Here is a 15,810-nt window from a genome sequence, read left to right on the forward strand (position 1 = left end):
TGGATATTTCAAGTTCGGCTTGAACGCGGGGGAGGGCTATCTCGTTCAGACCGGGTGACCACGCCCGGCTGACGAGAGGTGCACACCCTGTGACGGCCATGACCGAGCCATCCGCTGTGCAAGACCTACCCCCGGATGATCGTCCGCTGTTCCGGCGCTTCGGGAGCGGACCGAGCGCCACGCCGCCGTTCCACCGGATACACCACGCCTTCGAGGCTCACGCGGTGCGATCGCCCCACGCACGGGCGGTCGAGCACCAAGGCGACTGCGTCACCTACGGCGAGCTCGACCACCGCGCGAACGTCGTCGCCGCCTCGCTGCTCGACGCGGGTGTGCGTCCAGGCGATCACGTCGGAGTGTTCTTAACGCGTTCGATCCCCATGGTCGTCGGCATCCTGGCGGTGCTGAAGGTCGGTGCGGCCTACGTGCCGCAGGACGTCCGGATCACCCCGCGACGCCACCTCGACCACGTCATGCGCACGGCGAAGATCGAGGTCGTCCTGACCACGAGCGAGCACGCCCCCGCCCTCACCGCGCCCACCGTCCTGGCGGTCGACACCCTCCCGGACCGCCGCGTCGGCGCACCCCGAACCGGGGACGGCGAGACCGCGGTCGTCATCTTCACCTCCGGCACGACCGGCGTGCCCAACGGCGTGCGCGTCACCCACGCGAACCTGTGCAACGTCCTGCTCACCGCGCCCGGTTCACTCGACATCGGACCGGGGGACCGGGTAGCGCAACTGCTCAACATCGCCTTCGACATGGCGGTGTGGGAGATCTTCGGCGCGCTCACCCACGGCGCGACGTCCGTGATCCGCGGCAAGGACATGGCGGAGACGGCGAAAACCGCCACCGTCCTCATCGCGACGCCCGGCGTGCTGTCCACTTTGGACCCGCAGGGATGCCCGGACGTGCGAACGGTCGCGGTCGCCGGCGAACGCTGCCCCAAGCCCCTCGCCGACGCCTGGTCCGCCCGCGCGGCGTTCCACAACGCCTGCGGCCCGACGGAAGTCACGATCGTCAACACCGTGCAGCGCTACGACCCGAACGCGGGCAGGCTGACCATCGGCCGCCCGGTGCCGAACACGACGGTCTACGTGCTCGACGAGGACCTGCGGCCGTGCCGGATCGGCGAGGTCGGCGAGATGTGGGCGGGCGGCGCCTGCGTCACGGCGGGCTACCTGGGCAACGACGTGCTGACCGCCCAGCGCTACCGCCCCGACCCGTTCCTCGGCGGCGACCACGTGATGTTCCGGACCCGGGACCTGGGCCGGTGGACGCCGGAAGGCGAGTTGGAGCACCACGGCCGCACCGACGACCAGGTCAAGGTGCGGGGCTTCCGGGTCGAGCTGGACGCGGTCACGTCGGCGCTGGAGACGACCCCCGGCTGCGACCGCGCGACGACCGTGCTGCACGACGGCAGGCTGGTCGCGTTCGTCAGTCCCGCCACCGTGTCACCGGACGCCGCCAGGGACGCCGTCGTGCGCGACCTGCCGTACTACTGCGTGCCGTCGCTGGTCGTCGCGGTGGACGAACTGCCCCTGACCGAACGGGGCAAGGTGGACCGCGCCGCGCTGTCGTCGCTGGTGACGGTCGCATGACCACCACGCGCACCGACTCGCCGTCGGTCCGGCTCAGGCTGAGGCGACGTCCGTTCACCCACCACAACCGGCTCGCCGCGTCGGTGATCTTGATCAACGTCATCGCGGCATTCGGCACCGGATTTCTGGGAGCGCTCCCGGAAATGGTGGTGCTGAACCTGACACTGGCCGTCCTGATCCGCCAGCAGCACGTGATCAACCTGCTGTTCCGGCTCGCGACCAGCGCGCCGACCACGTGGCCGCTGCGGATCCGCTGGACGCTGGGCAAGGTCTACCACTTCGGCGGCTTGCACGTCGGCGCGGCGATCTGCGCCACCGCGTGGTTCACCGTGCTGGCCTTCGTGCTGTCCGACCCCCTGACGTGGACGATCCTCGCCCTGCTCGTCGCGATGGTCGTGTTCGCCCTGCCGAACCTGCGGGCACGGCGGCACGACGTGTTCGAGCGGGTGCACCGGTTCGCCGGCTGGACGGTGCTCGTGCTGTTCGCCGTCCACTCGTCCCGCCAGCCGGGGTTCGTCGGCTCGATGTCGTTCTGGCTGCTGCTGTTGGTGGTGGTGAGCGTCGCGCTGCCGTGGACGCGCCTGCGCCGGGTGCCGGTGCGGATCGTCCGACCCTCCCGGCACGTCGCGCTGGTGTCGTTCGACTACGGCGTGACACCGTTCGCCGGCTCCTCGACCGCGGTCAGCCGCCACCCGCTGCTGGAGTGGCACTCGTTCGCCAACGTGCCGGCGCCCGGCCGCAGCGGGTTCCGGCTGACCATCTCCCGCGCGGGCGACTGGACCGGCTCGCTGATCGACGACCTCCCGACGCACGTGTGGGTCAAGGGCATCCCCACCGCCGGTGTCGGCAACATCGACAAGCTGTTCACCAGGGTGGTGTGGGTGGCCACCGGCAGCGGCATCGGGCCGTGCCTGCCGCACCTGCTGTCGCAGGAGACGCCGTCCCGTCTCGTGTGGTCCACCCGCACGCCGCGCGACACCTACGGCGACGACCTGGTGGACGAAATCGAAGCCGTGCAACCGGACGCGATCGTCTGGGACACCGTCCGCGACGGCAAACCGGACCTGGTCGAACTGGTGCTGCGCGCCCACCGGGAGTTCGACGCGGAGGCCGTGATCTGCATTTCGAACAAGAAGACGACCTGGCACGTCGTGGAGGAGTTGGAGGCGCGGGGCGTGCCCGCGTTCGGCGCCATCTGGGACTCGTGAGGAGACTTCCGTGGACTACTCGACCTTGCTCATCGAAGAACAAGACGGCGTCACGACGGTCACCGTGTCCCGACCACCGGCGCGCAACGCGTTGTCCGGCCAGGTCCTCGGCGAACTCGAACACTTCCTGTCCACTGTGCTGGTGGGCCCCGCCCCGGCCGGCATCATCCTCACCGGGGCGCCCGGTCCCGCGTTCATCGCGGGCGCCGACATCCGCGAGATGGCCGCGATGACACCGGCCGAAGGCGAGCGGTTCGGGATGCTGGGGCAGCGGGTCACCCGGCTGCTGGAGGAGGTGCCGTGCCCGGTCGTGGCGTGCGTGGACGGCTACGCGCTCGGCGGCGGCTGCGAGATGGTGCTCGCCTGCGATTTCGCCTACGCCACCCGGCGTTCGGTGTTCGGCCAGCCGGAGGTCGTGCTCGGCCTCATCCCCGGCTTCGGCGGCTGCGTCCGGCTCCAACGCCTGGTCGGACCCGCGGTCGCCCGCGAGCTGATCTACACCGGCCGGCACGTCGACGCGCCGGAGGCGCAGCGGCTCGGCCTCGTCAACGCCTTGTTCGAGGACCGCGATGAGATGCTGACCGCCGCACGCGCGGTGCTGCGCCGCATCGCGGGCAACTCGGCGACGGCGGTGTCGCTGGCCAAGGCCGCGGTGAACGCGTCCGGTGGCACGACCGTCGCCGCCGGGCTGGCCGTCGAACTCGACGCGTTCCGCGAGGCGTTCACCACCGACGACATGCGCGAGGGGACCGCGGCCTTCCTCGCCAAGCGCAGGCCCGCCTTTCCGAGTTCGACCCTCCGGGGTTCGACTCTTCTGGGAGAGACCCGGGAACCGCTGCTCCACGACTAGCCGAGGAGGTGCGCCATCAACGACAGTCACATTGCCTTGCTGCGCGCTCTCCACGACGAGCACGCGCCTGCGCTGTGGCGGTACGTGCGCCGGCTGACCGGGGACGACGAGCTGTCCCGCGATGTCGTGCAGGAAGCGCTGCTGCGCGCGTGGCGCAATCCGAAGGTGCTGGAACAGGGGGCGGCGGCGGCTCGTGCGTGGCTCTACACGGTGGCACGTAACGTGGTCATCGACGAGCGCCGCAGTGCCCGCGCACGCTGGGAGATCGGGTCGGAGCGGTTGCCCGAACGGGCCCGCTCCGACCCGAGCGACTCGGCCCTGGACGCCTGGCTGGTGGCCGACGTGCTCACCCAGTTGACGCCGGAACACCGCACCGTGATCGTGCGTGCGTATTACATGGGCCAGTCCGTCGCCGAGCTGGCCGCCGCACTGGACCTGCCGGAGGGAACCGTGAAGTCCCGGCTGCACTACGGTCTGCGGGCGCTGCGGCTGGCGCTGGAGGAGAAAGGGGTCACCGGACGTTGAGCTCGCCAGTCGATCCGTACCGGGACTGGGGTGCCGCGTACGTCCTCGGTTCGCTGTCGCCCGGCGAACGGCGTGAGTTCGAGGGGCACCTGGTCGGGTGCCCCGAGTGCTCGGGTGACGTGGCGTCCCTCGCGGGCGTCCCCGGCATCCTCTCGGCGGTGCCGCGTGACCGCGCGCTCGACCTGCTGGAACCCCCGGCGGACGACGAGGAGCCGCCCGCCGCGGTGCTGGCCGGTCTGGTCGCGGTCGAGCGGTCCAGACGTCGGCGTGCCCGGCTGTGGGTGGCCGCGGCCCTCGTCGGCGCGGCGTTGTTGGGGGCGGCGGTCGCGCTGGCCGTGCGGCTGCCCGCCTCCGACACGTCGGCCGACTCCAGCGTGGCACCGCCCGTGCCCGACGTGACGATGCACCAGACCGTGCCCAGCCCGGTGACGGCCAGCGTCCAACTGCTGGAGGAGCCGTGGGGCACCCGGATCGACGTGCGGTGCTCCTACGGCGTGCCGCCCGGCGGCAAGGCGCCGCCCGTACTCGCCTACGGCCTGAACGTGGTCACGACCGACGGCGCCTCGGTGCGCGTCGCGACCTGGACCGCGGGACCCGGTTCCACCACCCGGCCCATCGCGACGACCGAATTGCAACGGTCCGACATCACCGGTGTCGAGATCAGGTTGCTCCCGGACGACCTGGTGATCTTGCGGGTCGGCTTCTGACCCACCTCCCGGATGGCGCTTTCCCAACCCACCCGCAGGGCTTGGACCTGCTGCAGACGCAGGTGTACCGCTGGCTGCACAGGCGTTCACATATGTGTCCGAATCGTGTTCGAGATCACCCGCTCGGGCGTGTGGACGGGGTTTAGACACCTTCCTGGCCGATCGTCAAGAAGAGTGAGCGTCGATACGGTGCGTTGCATGACCGCACCTGAGCGTTCGCGGCTGGCCCGAGAACGGCTCTCGCGCGAGTTACGAAGGCTGCGCACCGAGGCCAAGATGACCGGCACGGCCACGGCGCGCGCTACCGGGATGAGCCAGTCCAAGCTGTCGAAGATAGAGAACGGCATGCTCCTCCCATCCGTGACCGACGTGGAGCGCCTGGTCGCCGAGTTGTCCGCGACCAGGGAGACCAGGGTCGAGCTGGTCGAGTTGGCCCGACAGTTGCACGCCGAGGCGGAGACCCGCCGCGTGGTGTTGCACCGGGGGGCCCACCGGCACCAGCAGACCGTGGCCCGTATCGAGGCCCGTGCCACTACCAGCCGCTTCTTCCAGAACGCGGGTGTGCCCGCGCTGCTGCAGAGCGAGAACTACCTGCGCGTAGTGCTCAACACGACACCCCCGCACGAGCAGGACACCGCGATCGCCACCCTGCGCACCCGCCGCGCCCGCATGGACGACCTGGGCAAGCGGTTCGTGTTCCTGCTCGCGGAGAGCGCGTTGCGCTGGCGCATGGGGTCCGCCGACCTGATGTGCGAGCAGATCGACCACCTCGCGCAGATCATGCGAAGACCCAATGTGCAGCTCGGCGTCGTGCCGTGGACGGCGGACGCGAACCTGGTGGCGCTGCACGGGTTCCAGGTGTACGACGAGCGCGTGGTGACGTTGAGCGTGCTGACCGGCAACGCGACCATCACCGACCCGCACGACGTGCGCGAGTACCTGGCGCTGTTCGGCAGGCTCGAACGGCTGGCGGTGCGCGGCGACGCGCTGGAGGACCTGCTGGAGCAGATCTCCAGGGACCACCGCAAGCTCGGCTGAGCTGGGCGGTTAGGCTGCCGGGGACCACTTCGTCCCCGTCGGTAGGTGCCTCGCCACCCCATGCTGAACATCTTCGCCCGCGCGTCGGTTTCGCGCGTCACCGATCCGATCGGGGCGTGGCTGCTGCGCCGCGGCCTCACCCCGAACACCGTCACGGTGCTGGGCACCGTCGGCTCCGTCGCCGCGTCGCTGTGGTTCATCCCACGCGGGCAGCTGTTCACCGGCGCGGCGCTGGTCACCGTGTTCGTGCTGTTCGACCTGATCGACGGCGCGATGGCGCGCGCGCAGGGCGGCGGCACGAAGTTCGGCGCCGTGCTGGACGCGAGCTGCGACCGCATCGCCGACGGCGCGCTGTTCGCCGCCGTCGCCTGGTGGGCGTTCGGCGCGGACGAGCACGGGCTGGCCGCCGCGACCCTGGTGTCGCTGGTCGGCGCGCAGGTCACGTCGTACGTGAAGGCGCGCGCCGAGGCGTCCGGGCTCTCCGCCGACGTCGGGCTGGCCGAACGCGCCGACCGGTTCATCGTCGCGCTGGTCGGCGTCGGCCTGCACGGGCTCGGCGTGCCCTACATCCTGCCGGTGGCGCTGTACCTGCTGGCGGCGCTGGTGACGATCACCGTCGTGCAGCGCATCCTGGCCGTGCGCCGCGCCGCGAAGGAGCTCGGGACGTGAAGGAACGGCTGGCCGACCTCGCCTACGCGGCCGGTTGGCGCCTGGTGCGGTTGCTGCCGGAGAAGCCGGCGCGGAGCCTGTTCGACCTGGTCGCCGACCGGGCCGCGAAACGCGGTGGCGGCGGCGTCCGGCAGCTGCGGGAGAACCTGCGCCGGGTCGTGCCGCAGGCCGGCGAGGCGGAGCTGGACGAGCTGGTCCGGCTGGCGGTGCGCTCGTACGCGCGGTACTGGCGCGAGGCGTTCCGGATGCCGTCGCTCGACCTCAAGGCCGCCTACACCGAGCTCGACCGCACGATGACCGGCGTCGAGAACCTGGACGCGGCACTGGCCGAGGGCCGCGGCGCCGTCATCGCGCTGCCGCACTGCGGCAACTGGGACATGGCGGGCGTCTGGCTGGTCGGGCACTGCGGCACGTTCACCACCGTCGCCGAACGGCTCAAGCCCGAATCGCTCTACCGGCGGTTCATCGCGTTCCGGGAAAGCCTCGGCTTCGAGGTGGTGCCGCTGACCGGCGGCGACCGCAACCCGGCGGTCGTGCTCGCCGAACGGCTGCGCGCCAACAAGGTCGTCTGCCTGCTGGCCGACCGCGACCTCACCGCGGGCGGCGTGCCGGTCACGTTCTTCGGCGAGCGCACGATGATGCCCGCCGGTCCCGCGCACCTGGCCGCGACCACCGGCGCGGCGCTGATCCCGGCCGGCCTGTGGTTCACCGAGGACGGCTGGGTCATCCGGCTGCACCCGCCGATCCGGGTCCCCGGCACGGCGGGCGTGGCGACCGCGACCCAGCAGGTGGCCGACGTGTTCGCCGCCGACATCGCCGCCCACCCCACCGACTGGCACATGATGCAGCAGCTGTGGGTGGCCGACCTGCCGGAGAGCAGGCAGAAGGCGCTGCGCCGGGTGCTGGCCCGCCGAGGGGAAACAGCGTGAAGGTCGGCATCGTCTGCCCGTACTCCTTCGAGGTACCCGGAGGCGTGCAGGCACACGTGGTCGACCTGGCGCGCGCCCTGCGCGGCCTCGGGCACGAGGTGGAGGTGCTGGCGCCCGCGGACGACGACACGCCGGTGCCGGAGTTCGTCACGTCCGCCGGCCGCGCGGTCGGCATCCCGTACAACGGGTCGGTGGCGCGGCTGTCGTTCGGACCGGTGTCGTTCACCCGGGTCCGGCGGTGGATCGCCGAACACGACTTCGACGTGCTGCACCTGCACGAGCCCACCGCGCCGTCGCTGTCGATGCTGGCGCTGATGGTGGCGGACGGGCCGATCGTGGCCACCTTCCACACCTCCACGCCGCGCTCGAAGATGCTGTCGGCGTTCCAGGTGGTGCTCCAGCCGTTCCTGGAGAAGATCACCGCCCGCATCGCGGTGTCCGCGCTGGCCAGGCGGGTGCAGGTCGAGCACCTGGGCGGTGACGCGGTGGAGATCCCCAACGGGGTGGACGTCGGGTTCTTCGCCGACGCGGCGCCGCTGGACGGCTACCCGCGCCCCGGCGGCACGGTCGGGTTCGTCGGCCGGTTCACCGAGCCGCGCAAGGGCATGCCGGTGCTGCTCGACGCGTTCCGCGCGCTGGACCTGCCGGACGTGCGGCTGCTGGTGGTCGGGCGCGGTGACGAAGAGGAGCTGCGCAAGCAGGCGGGGCCGGAGCTGGCGTCGCGGATGGACTTCCTCGGCATGGTGGACGACGAGACGAAAGCGCGCGCCCTGCGCAGCGTGGACGTCTACTGCGCGCCCAACACCGGCGGTGAGAGCTTCGGCATCATCCTCACCGAGGCGATGTCGGCGGGGGCCGTGGTGGTGTCGAGCGACCTGGACGCGTTCCGGCGCGTGCTGGACGACGGCAAGGCCGGGGTGCTGACCCCGGTTGGCGACCCGGCCGGGTTGGCGACGGCGCTGCGCGACCTGCTGACCGACCCGACGCGGCGGGCGGACTACGTGGACGCGGCGCGGCAGCGGGTGATGATGTTCGACTGGTCGGTGGTGGCGGCGCAGGTGCTGCGGGTCTACGAGAGCGCCATGGCGGCCGACCCGCGCCAGGTGGGTGAGGCGTGACCAGTTCCGGCGTCGCGACGACGTTCCTGGTGCTGTTGGGGTTGGCGGTGCTGATCGGGCCGTGGACGCTCGGCACGGCCAACCGGCTGGACCGGCTGCACGTGCGCACGGACGCGGCCTGGGCGGCTCTCGACGCGGCCCTGGCACGGCGCGCGGTGGTGACGCGGGCGGTCGCGGCGGTGTGCGGCAAGCCCGAGCTGCGTGCGGCGGCGGACCGGGCGGAACGGTCGGCCCGGGGCGACCGGGAGGCGGCGGAGAACCGGCTCTCGGCGTTGCTGGAAGGGCTGGACCGGTCGGTGCTGGAGCCCGCGCTGGCGGCCGAGCTGTCCGACGCCGAGCAGCGGGTGGTGCTGGCACGGCGGGTGCACAACGACGCCGTGCGCGACACGTTGGCGCTGCGCCGGCGGCGGTCCGTGCGGTGGCTGCGGCTCGCGGGCACCGCGCCCACGCCGTCGTACTTCGAGATCGCCGAGCCGGAGGTGGACGTCGAGTCGTCCACGTTGACCCAGCGCGTGGCGGCGCGGGTCGTGCTGCTGGACTCCGAGAACCGCGTGCTCATGTTCGAGGGCTTCGACCCGAGCAAGCCGGACGAGCTGTTCTGGTTCACCGTCGGCGGCGGCGTCGAGCCGGGGGAGGAGCTCCGGGCGGCGGCGGTGCGTGAGGTGTTCGAGGAGACCGGCGCGGAGATCGCCGCCGACGACCTGGTCGGTCCGGTGTGGAAGCGGCACGCCGTGGTCACCTTCGACGGCGTGACCCTGGCGGCGACCGAGTGGTTCTTCGTCGCGCGGGTGGCCGCCGGCCTGGAGTTGGACACCTCGCGGTTCAACGACATCGAGCAGCAAACCATCCGCCGCCACCGGTGGTGGTCGGCGGAGGAACTGGCGTCCACCGACGCCACCGTGTACCCGGTGCAGTTGGCCGAGGTGCTGCCCGGCGCGCTGGCCGAGTGGGACGGCACGACCCGTTCGGTGCGGTGAGCGGGTTCACGAGCAGGCGCTCGACCTGACGGCTAGAGGATGAACGTCGCGATCATCTGACCCAGCAACCGCACGTCCGCGTGCCCCTTGAACTCCAGCCGCACCTGGCCCAGGCCGCTGAACCACAGGTCGAGCTCGGCGTCCATGTCGAACGTGCCCGCCGTCTCGATCGAGAACGCCTGCACCCGGCTGTAGGGCAGCGACGTGAAGTCCTTCTTGCGGCCGGTCATGCCCTGGACGTTCACCGCGATCACCCGCTTGTTGGTGAACACCACGAAGTCCCGCACCGTCTTGAAGCTCGACACGATCTGCTCGCCCTGGATCAGGATCGGCGACACCTGCGACGCGATGTCCTCGGGCCGGCACGGCGCCAGCTTGAAGACGGACTGCTTCTCGAAGTCGATCACGCGTTCGACGGTAGCACCGGGCGCACCGGTCCGCGTCAGGGTTGCCCCCGAGGTTGACACTGGTCGGCGGCACCCCGGTCAACTGCGATCGGACCGGCCAGGAGCGCACGATGAACTCCGGCTGCAACACCTCGACCTACTGGTCCGACGTGCACGCCGGCGACATCGACAACATCCGGTGGATCACGATCTACGTCTGCCGCGACACGTTCATCCCGGAATGCGACAGCAAGGCTTTCCGCAACCCACCGGCACCGTGAGGTGACGTCCGGGGCGTGGCCTCACCGCGCCCCGGACGAGGTCAGGCCTTCCAGCCCGCCGGGTTCGACACCGATTCCCGGGAGATCCCCGACCCCGTATCCGGGCGATCCCCGAACTTCTCGGCGTGCAGGCGGGCGAAGAAGTAGCAGAACGCCGCACCCTCCGCGTCCGGCACCGCCACCCGCGGATCACGGGCCACGGCCTCGTAGAACTCCTGCCCCAGGGCGAGGATGAACCCGCGGGCGTACAGGAAGCCGTCGTCCGAGCCGTCGGTCACCGCCTGCACATCCTCCCGGTCGATCTCGTACAGCTTGCGCTCGGCCACCCGGTCCAGCGCCGTCAGCTCCTCGCCGGACAGGTCCGCGCACGCCCCGGCCAACGACTCCAGCACCTGGTCGAGGTGTTCCTCCAGTTCGGCGGCCTCTTCGAAGGCCTCTACGGACACATCGCGCTTGGCCAACGCGCGCCGCACCTCGTTCGGCCCCGGCCCGAGCCCGGCCCACGCGTTCTCCAACAACGCCCAGAAACGGGCCTCTTCAGCAGCGGTCGGAAGGATCATGCGGCGACGCTAGCAACCGGGTCCGACAATTCCGGCGGCCGAGGTCGGGGGGTGCGCGGACCTGGTCGAAACACCCCCCGATCGGGTCACACCCGGCCGATCACCTCGTGGCCGTAGGACGCGAGCGTCTTGTCCTTGTCGTCGTGCATCAGGTAGAGCGCGAAGTTGTCCACGCCGATCTCCCGCAGCTCCTGCAACCGGTCCACGTGCGCGGACGCCGGGCCGACCAGGCAGAACCGGTCCACGATCGAGTCCGGCACGAAGTCCGTCGACCGGTTGCCCGCCTTGCCGTGGTGGGAGTAGTCGTAGCCCTCGCGGTCCTTGATGTACTCCGTCAGCGCCGCCGGCACCGCACCCGAATCGCCGTACCGCGCGACCAGGTCCGCCACGTGGTTGCCGACCATCCCGCCGAACCAGCGCAGCTGATCCCGCTGGTGCGCCACGTCCGTGCCCACGTACGCGGGCGCGGCCACGCACATCGTGATGGCCGACGGGTCGCGGCCCGCGGCCACCGCCGCCTCCCGCACCGACCCGATCGTCCACCGCGCGATGTCCGGGTCGGCGGTCTGCAGGATGAACCCGTCCGCCTGCTCACCGACCATCTTCAACGCCTTGGGCCCGTACGCGGCCATCCACATCTCCAGCTTGCCGTCGCGCACCCACGGGATGCGCACCGGCGTGCCGTGGTGCTCGACCTCGCGCCCCTCGGCCAACTCCTTGATCACCGTCATGGCCTGACCAAGGGTCGCCAGCGACGCCGGCTTCTGCCCGATCACCCGCCGCGCCGAGTCGCCGCGCCCGATACCGCACACCGTTCGGTTGCCGAACATGTCGTTCAACGTCGCGAACAGCGACGCGGTCACCGACCAGTCCCGGGTGCTCGGGTTGGTCACCATCGGCCCGACGACCAACTCCCGAGTCGCCGCCAGCACCTGCGAGTAGATGACGAACGGCTCCTGCCAGAGCACGACCGAGTCGAACGTCCAGCCGTACCGGAAGCCGTTGTCCTCCGCCGCCTTCATCCCCGCGACCACGTCCCGCGCGGGCGGGTCGGTCTGGAGCACTACACCGAAGTCCATGTCCGCCTCCTACACCAGGTACTGGTTCAGCTCGCGGGACAGGAACTTCCCGTGCCCGGTCGCACCGCGGAAACCACCGGAGTCCACGACCACCCGGCCGCGCGAGAGCACCGTGTCGACCTTGCCGGTGATCTCCATGCCCTCGTACGCCGAGTAGTCGACGTTCATGTGGTGCGTGGCCGCGGAGATGACCTGTTGCGCCGACGGGTCGTACACCACGAGGTCCGCGTCCGCGCCCGGTGCGACGATCCCCTTGCGCGGGTGCAGGCCGAACATCCGCGCGGGCGTGGTGGAGCAGATCTCCACCCACCGCTCCAGCGTGATCTCGCCCTTCACCACACCCTGGTGCAGCAGGTCCATCCGGTGCTCGACGCCCGGCATCCCGTTGGGGATCTTGGAGAAGTCCCCGCGACCCATCTCCTTCTGGTCCTTGAAGCAGAACGGGCAGTGGTCGGTCGACACCACCGACAGGTCGTTGGTGCGCAGACCGCGCCACAGCTCCGACTGGTGCTCCTTGGGCCGCAGCGGGGGAGAGGCGACGTACTTCGAGCCCTCGAAGTCCGGCTTCGCCAAGTCCTCCAGCGACAGGTACAGGTACTGCGGGCACGTCTCGGCGAACACGTTCTGCCCGGTGTCGCGCGCCTTCGTCACCGCGTCCAACGCCTGCGCGGCGGACAGGTGCACGATGTAGAGCGGCGACCCGGTGACCTTGGCCAGCGTGATCGCGCGGGACGTGGCCTCGCCCTCCAGCTCGGCGGGCCTGGTCAGACCGTGTTCGACGGGATCCGTGCGGCCCTGCGCCAACGCCTGCGCCACCAGCTGGTCGATCGCGATGCCGTTCTCCGCGTGCATCATGATCGTCGCGCCGGTCTCCCGCGCCTTCTGCATGGCGCGCAGGATCTCGCCGTCGGTGGCGTAGAAGACGCCGGGGTAGGCCATGAACATCTTGAACGTGTTCACGCCCGCGTCGATGCAGGACTCCATCTCCTTCAACGACGTGTCGTTGACGTCGGAGACGATCATGTGGAACCCGTAGTCGACGGCGCAGTTGCCGTCCGCCTTGCCGTGCCACTTGTCCAGTGTGGACAGCAAGGAGGTGCCCTTCACCTGCACGGCGAAGTCGATGATCGTGGTGGTGCCGCCCCACGCCGCCGCGATCGTGCCGGTCTCGAAGCTGTCGGCGGAGAACGTGCCGCCGAACGGCATCTCCATGTGGGTGTGCGCGTCGATGCCACCGGGGATGACGTACTTGCCGCTCGCGTCGATGACCTCGTCGGCATCGAGCGGGAAACCGGGCGCCAGCAGGGCGGCGATCTTCTCGCCGTCCACCAGCACGTCGGCTACGACGGCGCCGGTCGCGTTCACGACCGTGCCGCCCTTGATCAGGATGGTCATGGCTTCACCAGCGATTCGTACGTGTCGGGACGGCGGTCGCGGTAGAACTGCCACAGGTTGCGGACCTCGGCCAGCAGCTCCATGTCCAGATCGCGGACGACGACCTCCTCCTCCGTGTCGGAGGCCGCCTCGCCCACCAGCTGACCGCGCGGGTCGGCGAAGTACGACTGGCCGTAGAAATCGTTGTCACCCAACGGTTCCACGCCGACGCGGTTGATCGTGCCGACGTAGTACTCGTTCGCCACGGCCGCCGCGGTCTGCTCCAGCCGCCACAGGTACTCCGACAGGCCGCGGCTCGTCGCCGACGGGTTGAAGACGATCTGCGCGCCGTTCAGCCCGAGCGCGCGCCAGCCCTCCGGGAAGTGCCGCTCGTAGCAGATGTAGACGCCCACCTTGCCCACCGCGGTGTCGAACACCGGGTAGCCGAGGTTGCCGGGCTTGAAGTAGAACTTCTCCCAGAACCCCTTCACCTGCGGGATGTGGTTCTTGCGGTGCTTGCCGAGGTACGTGCCGTCCGCGTCGATCACCGCGGCGGTGTTGTAGTAGATCCCCGGCTGCTCCTCCTCGTACATCGGCACGACGAGCACGACACCCAGCTGCTCGGCCAACTCGCACATCAGGTCGGTGGTCGGACCGTCGGGGATGCCCTCGGTGTAGGAGTAGTAGTCCGCGTCCTGCACCTGGCAGAAGTACGGCCCGTAGAACAACTCCTGGAGGCACACGACCTGTGCGCCCTGCGACGCGGCGGAGCGGACCGCCTCGACCGCGTTCGCGATCATCGACTCCTTGTCGCCGGTCCACTTCTGCTGCACCAGACCTGCTCGGACGATGTTGCTCACGCGTTCTCCTTCCGTGGCGTCAGCGCCAGGTAGACGAGCATGCCGCCGACCAGGCCGACGACCCAGTTGTAGTCGTAGAGCGGTTTGAGGAGCGGGATCAGCCCGTCGGCCGGGAACGGCCCGTTGTACGCGCCGCCCACGGCGAGCACGGAGCCGACCAGCGTCGCCACCACCGCACGCCAGTTCCACCCCGCCTTGAACCAGTACGCGCCCTTTCCGGACATGTACAGGTCCGACAGCTCCAGCCTGGTCCGGCTGAGGATCCAGTACCCGGCGATGAACACGCCGGCCACGGACGCCAGCAGGCCGCCGTAGAAACCGAGCCAGGCGAAGATGTAGATGCCCGGGTCGGAGATCAGCCGCCACGGCTGGATCACGATACCGATCACACCGGTGATCAGACCGCCCACCGCGAACGTGATCTTCTTCGGGAACGCGTTGGAGAAGTCGTACGACGGGCTCACCACGTTCGCCGCGAGGTTCGCCGAGACCGTCGCCAACACCAGCGCCACCAGGGCCACCAGCACCACGGCGGTGCTGTCGAACCGGCTCGCCAACTCCGCCGGGTCCCAGATCGCCTCGCCGTACAGCGCCATCGCGCCGGACGTCGTCAGGATCGCCACGATCGCGATGAACGACATCGTGGTCGGCAGGCCGAGGATCTGGCCGACGACCTGCTTGCGCTGGCTGCCGCCGAACCGGGTGAAGTCCGGCATGTTCAGCGACAGCGTCGACCAGAACGCGATCATGCCCATCAGCGACGGGAAGAACACCTTCCAGAAGTCCGCGCCCCAGCCGAGCTTCGACGGCTCGGACAGGATCGGGCCGAACCCGCCCGCCTTGACCGCGACGTACCCGAGCAGGACCAGGAAACCGACGCTGACCAGCGGCGCGGTCCAGTTCTCGAACCGGCGGATGGCGTCCATCCCGCGCCAGATGATCAGCATCTGCACCACCCAGAAACCCAGGAAGCACAGCCACAGCGTCCAGACCTGGCCCAGCACGACGGGGGCGTCGACCCACCCGTCACCGGCCAACCGGCCGACGATCACGTGCAGCGCCTTGCCGCCCACCCACGTCTGGATGCCGAACCACGCGCACGCGATGAACGCGCGGAGCAACGCCACCAGGTTCGCGCCGCGCACCCCGTAGAACGCACGGGCGAACACCGGGAACGGGATGCCGTACTTCGTGCCCGCGTGGCTGTTGAGCAGCATCGGGACCAGCACGATGAGGTTGCCCAGGGTGATGGTCAGGAACGCCTGCACCCAGTCCATCCCCAACGCCACCAGGGACGCGGCGAGCGTGTAGCTGGGGATGTTGTGCGCCATGCCCATCCACAGGGCGAAGAAGTTGTACGTGGACCAGGTGCGCTGCTCGATCGGCACCGGCGCCAGGTCCGGGTTGTAGTGGGGGCTGTCCGCGATGGCGGAGTGATCACGAAGCTCGACGCGGCCGTCGGCATCGGTCGTTGTGACCTGCGTTGCGGCGGGGGTGGCGGCGGGGTCAAGGACCATCAGTCACTTCCCTGTTACGCTCGTGAAACGCCCTTGGGGCGGGCAGTTCGGCGCGATTTCCATCCCGGCATCCTCCGGTCGGTCCGCGTGCGTCGGGAGTGGCAAAGTGTCCACGCTTCCCATGATCAGGG

At 70.1% G+C, this 15,810-nt stretch carries 17 protein-coding genes and 1 pseudogene; 12 read left to right on the forward strand and 6 right to left on the reverse strand.

Annotation, left to right across the window (positions count from 1 at the left end):
- Positions 1–98 precede the first annotated feature (98 nt).
- The 11 genes and pseudogenes from FM051_RS07210 to FM051_RS54450 all read left to right on the forward strand — a co-directional run bounded on the left by FM051_RS07210 (position 99) and on the right by FM051_RS54450 (position 9,622).
- Positions 99–1,601 carry an amino acid adenylation domain-containing protein gene (locus FM051_RS07210; RefSeq protein WP_158841987.1) on the forward strand — a complete coding sequence of 501 codons (1,503 nt, stop codon included), beginning with the start codon at positions 99–101 and terminating at the stop codon, positions 1,599–1,601.
- A complete protein-coding gene (locus FM051_RS07215; protein ID WP_158841989.1) occupies positions 1,598–2,809 on the forward strand; it encodes a ferredoxin reductase domain-containing protein in 1,212 nt (403 codons plus the stop codon). Before FM051_RS07210 ends, FM051_RS07215 begins: the two co-directional genes overlap by 4 nt.
- Positions 2,810–2,819: 10 nt before the next feature.
- Positions 2,820–3,659 carry an enoyl-CoA hydratase-related protein gene (locus FM051_RS07220; RefSeq protein WP_158841991.1) on the forward strand — a complete coding sequence of 280 codons (840 nt, stop codon included), beginning with the start codon at positions 2,820–2,822 and terminating at the stop codon, positions 3,657–3,659.
- A 15-nt stretch (positions 3,660–3,674) separates the two neighbouring features.
- Positions 3,675–4,184, forward strand: a complete 510-nt coding sequence (locus FM051_RS07225) for a sigma-70 family RNA polymerase sigma factor (protein ID WP_158842374.1) — start codon at positions 3,675–3,677, stop codon at positions 4,182–4,184.
- Positions 4,181–4,891: an anti-sigma factor family protein gene (locus FM051_RS07230; protein ID WP_158841993.1), complete on the forward strand. Its 711-nt coding sequence runs from the start codon at positions 4,181–4,183 to the stop codon at positions 4,889–4,891. Before FM051_RS07225 ends, FM051_RS07230 begins: the two co-directional genes overlap by 4 nt.
- 198 nt (positions 4,892–5,089) lie before the next feature.
- Complete coding sequence (locus tag FM051_RS07235; RefSeq protein WP_158841995.1) at positions 5,090–5,929, forward strand: helix-turn-helix domain-containing protein; 840 nt, start codon at positions 5,090–5,092, stop codon at positions 5,927–5,929.
- Between the two features lie 60 nt (positions 5,930–5,989).
- Positions 5,990–6,598, forward strand: a complete 609-nt coding sequence (gene pgsA, locus FM051_RS07240) for a phosphatidylinositol phosphate synthase (RefSeq protein WP_158841997.1) — start codon at positions 5,990–5,992, stop codon at positions 6,596–6,598.
- A complete protein-coding gene (locus FM051_RS07245; RefSeq protein ID WP_158841999.1) occupies positions 6,595–7,527 on the forward strand; it encodes a phosphatidylinositol mannoside acyltransferase in 933 nt (310 codons plus the stop codon). Before pgsA ends, FM051_RS07245 begins: the two co-directional genes overlap by 4 nt.
- The gene (locus FM051_RS07250) at positions 7,524–8,645 is read left to right on the forward strand and encodes a glycosyltransferase family 4 protein (protein WP_158842000.1); all 1,122 of its coding nucleotides are present in this window, start codon (positions 7,524–7,526) and stop codon (positions 8,643–8,645) included. Before FM051_RS07245 ends, FM051_RS07250 begins: the two co-directional genes overlap by 4 nt.
- A pseudogene (locus FM051_RS54445) lies at positions 8,642–9,127 on the forward strand (LemA family protein); the annotation flags it as partial. The gene FM051_RS07250 and the pseudogene FM051_RS54445, both read left to right, overlap by 4 nt.
- 30 nt (positions 9,128–9,157) lie before the next feature.
- Complete coding sequence (locus tag FM051_RS54450; RefSeq protein WP_476655315.1) at positions 9,158–9,622, forward strand: NUDIX hydrolase; 465 nt, start codon at positions 9,158–9,160, stop codon at positions 9,620–9,622.
- Between the two features lie 32 nt (positions 9,623–9,654).
- Here the strand turns inward: FM051_RS54450 and FM051_RS07260 are convergent, their stop codons facing one another.
- Positions 9,655–10,029, reverse strand: a complete 375-nt coding sequence (locus FM051_RS07260) for a PH domain-containing protein (RefSeq protein WP_053714859.1) — start codon at positions 10,027–10,029, stop codon at positions 9,655–9,657.
- A gap of 53 nt (positions 10,030–10,082) precedes the next feature.
- Between FM051_RS07260 and FM051_RS07265 the strand changes: the two genes are divergently transcribed.
- Positions 10,083–10,289: a hypothetical protein gene (locus tag FM051_RS07265; protein ID WP_158842004.1), complete on the forward strand. Its 207-nt coding sequence runs from the start codon at positions 10,083–10,085 to the stop codon at positions 10,287–10,289.
- A gap of 41 nt (positions 10,290–10,330) precedes the next feature.
- Here FM051_RS07265 and FM051_RS07270 read toward each other — a convergent pair whose 3' ends face one another.
- From FM051_RS07270 to FM051_RS07290, 5 genes are all read right to left on the reverse strand, one after another.
- Positions 10,331–10,849 carry a DUF4240 domain-containing protein gene (locus FM051_RS07270; protein WP_158842006.1) on the reverse strand — a complete coding sequence of 173 codons (519 nt, stop codon included), beginning with the start codon at positions 10,847–10,849 and terminating at the stop codon, positions 10,331–10,333.
- Between the two features lie 86 nt (positions 10,850–10,935).
- Positions 10,936–11,928, reverse strand: a complete 993-nt coding sequence (locus FM051_RS07275; RefSeq protein ID WP_158842008.1) for a TIGR03842 family LLM class F420-dependent oxidoreductase — start codon at positions 11,926–11,928, stop codon at positions 10,936–10,938.
- 9 nt (positions 11,929–11,937) lie between these two features.
- Positions 11,938–13,323, reverse strand: coding sequence for a dihydropyrimidinase (gene hydA / locus FM051_RS07280; RefSeq protein WP_158842010.1), 1,386 nt, complete (start codon positions 13,321–13,323; stop codon positions 11,938–11,940).
- Positions 13,320–14,162 carry a nitrilase-related carbon-nitrogen hydrolase gene (locus tag FM051_RS07285; protein ID WP_158842012.1) on the reverse strand — a complete coding sequence of 281 codons (843 nt, stop codon included), beginning with the start codon at positions 14,160–14,162 and terminating at the stop codon, positions 13,320–13,322. Before FM051_RS07285 ends, hydA begins: the two co-directional genes overlap by 4 nt.
- On the reverse strand, positions 14,159–15,679 hold the full coding sequence (locus FM051_RS07290; RefSeq protein ID WP_158842014.1) for an NCS1 family nucleobase:cation symporter-1: 1,521 nt from the start codon (positions 15,677–15,679) through the stop codon (positions 14,159–14,161). Before FM051_RS07290 ends, FM051_RS07285 begins: the two co-directional genes overlap by 4 nt.
- Between the last annotated feature and the right edge of the window lie 131 nt (positions 15,680–15,810).

This window comes from Saccharothrix deserti, assembly GCF_009769385.1.
Classification (GTDB): Bacteria; Actinomycetota; Actinomycetes; order Mycobacteriales; family Pseudonocardiaceae; genus Actinosynnema; species Actinosynnema deserti.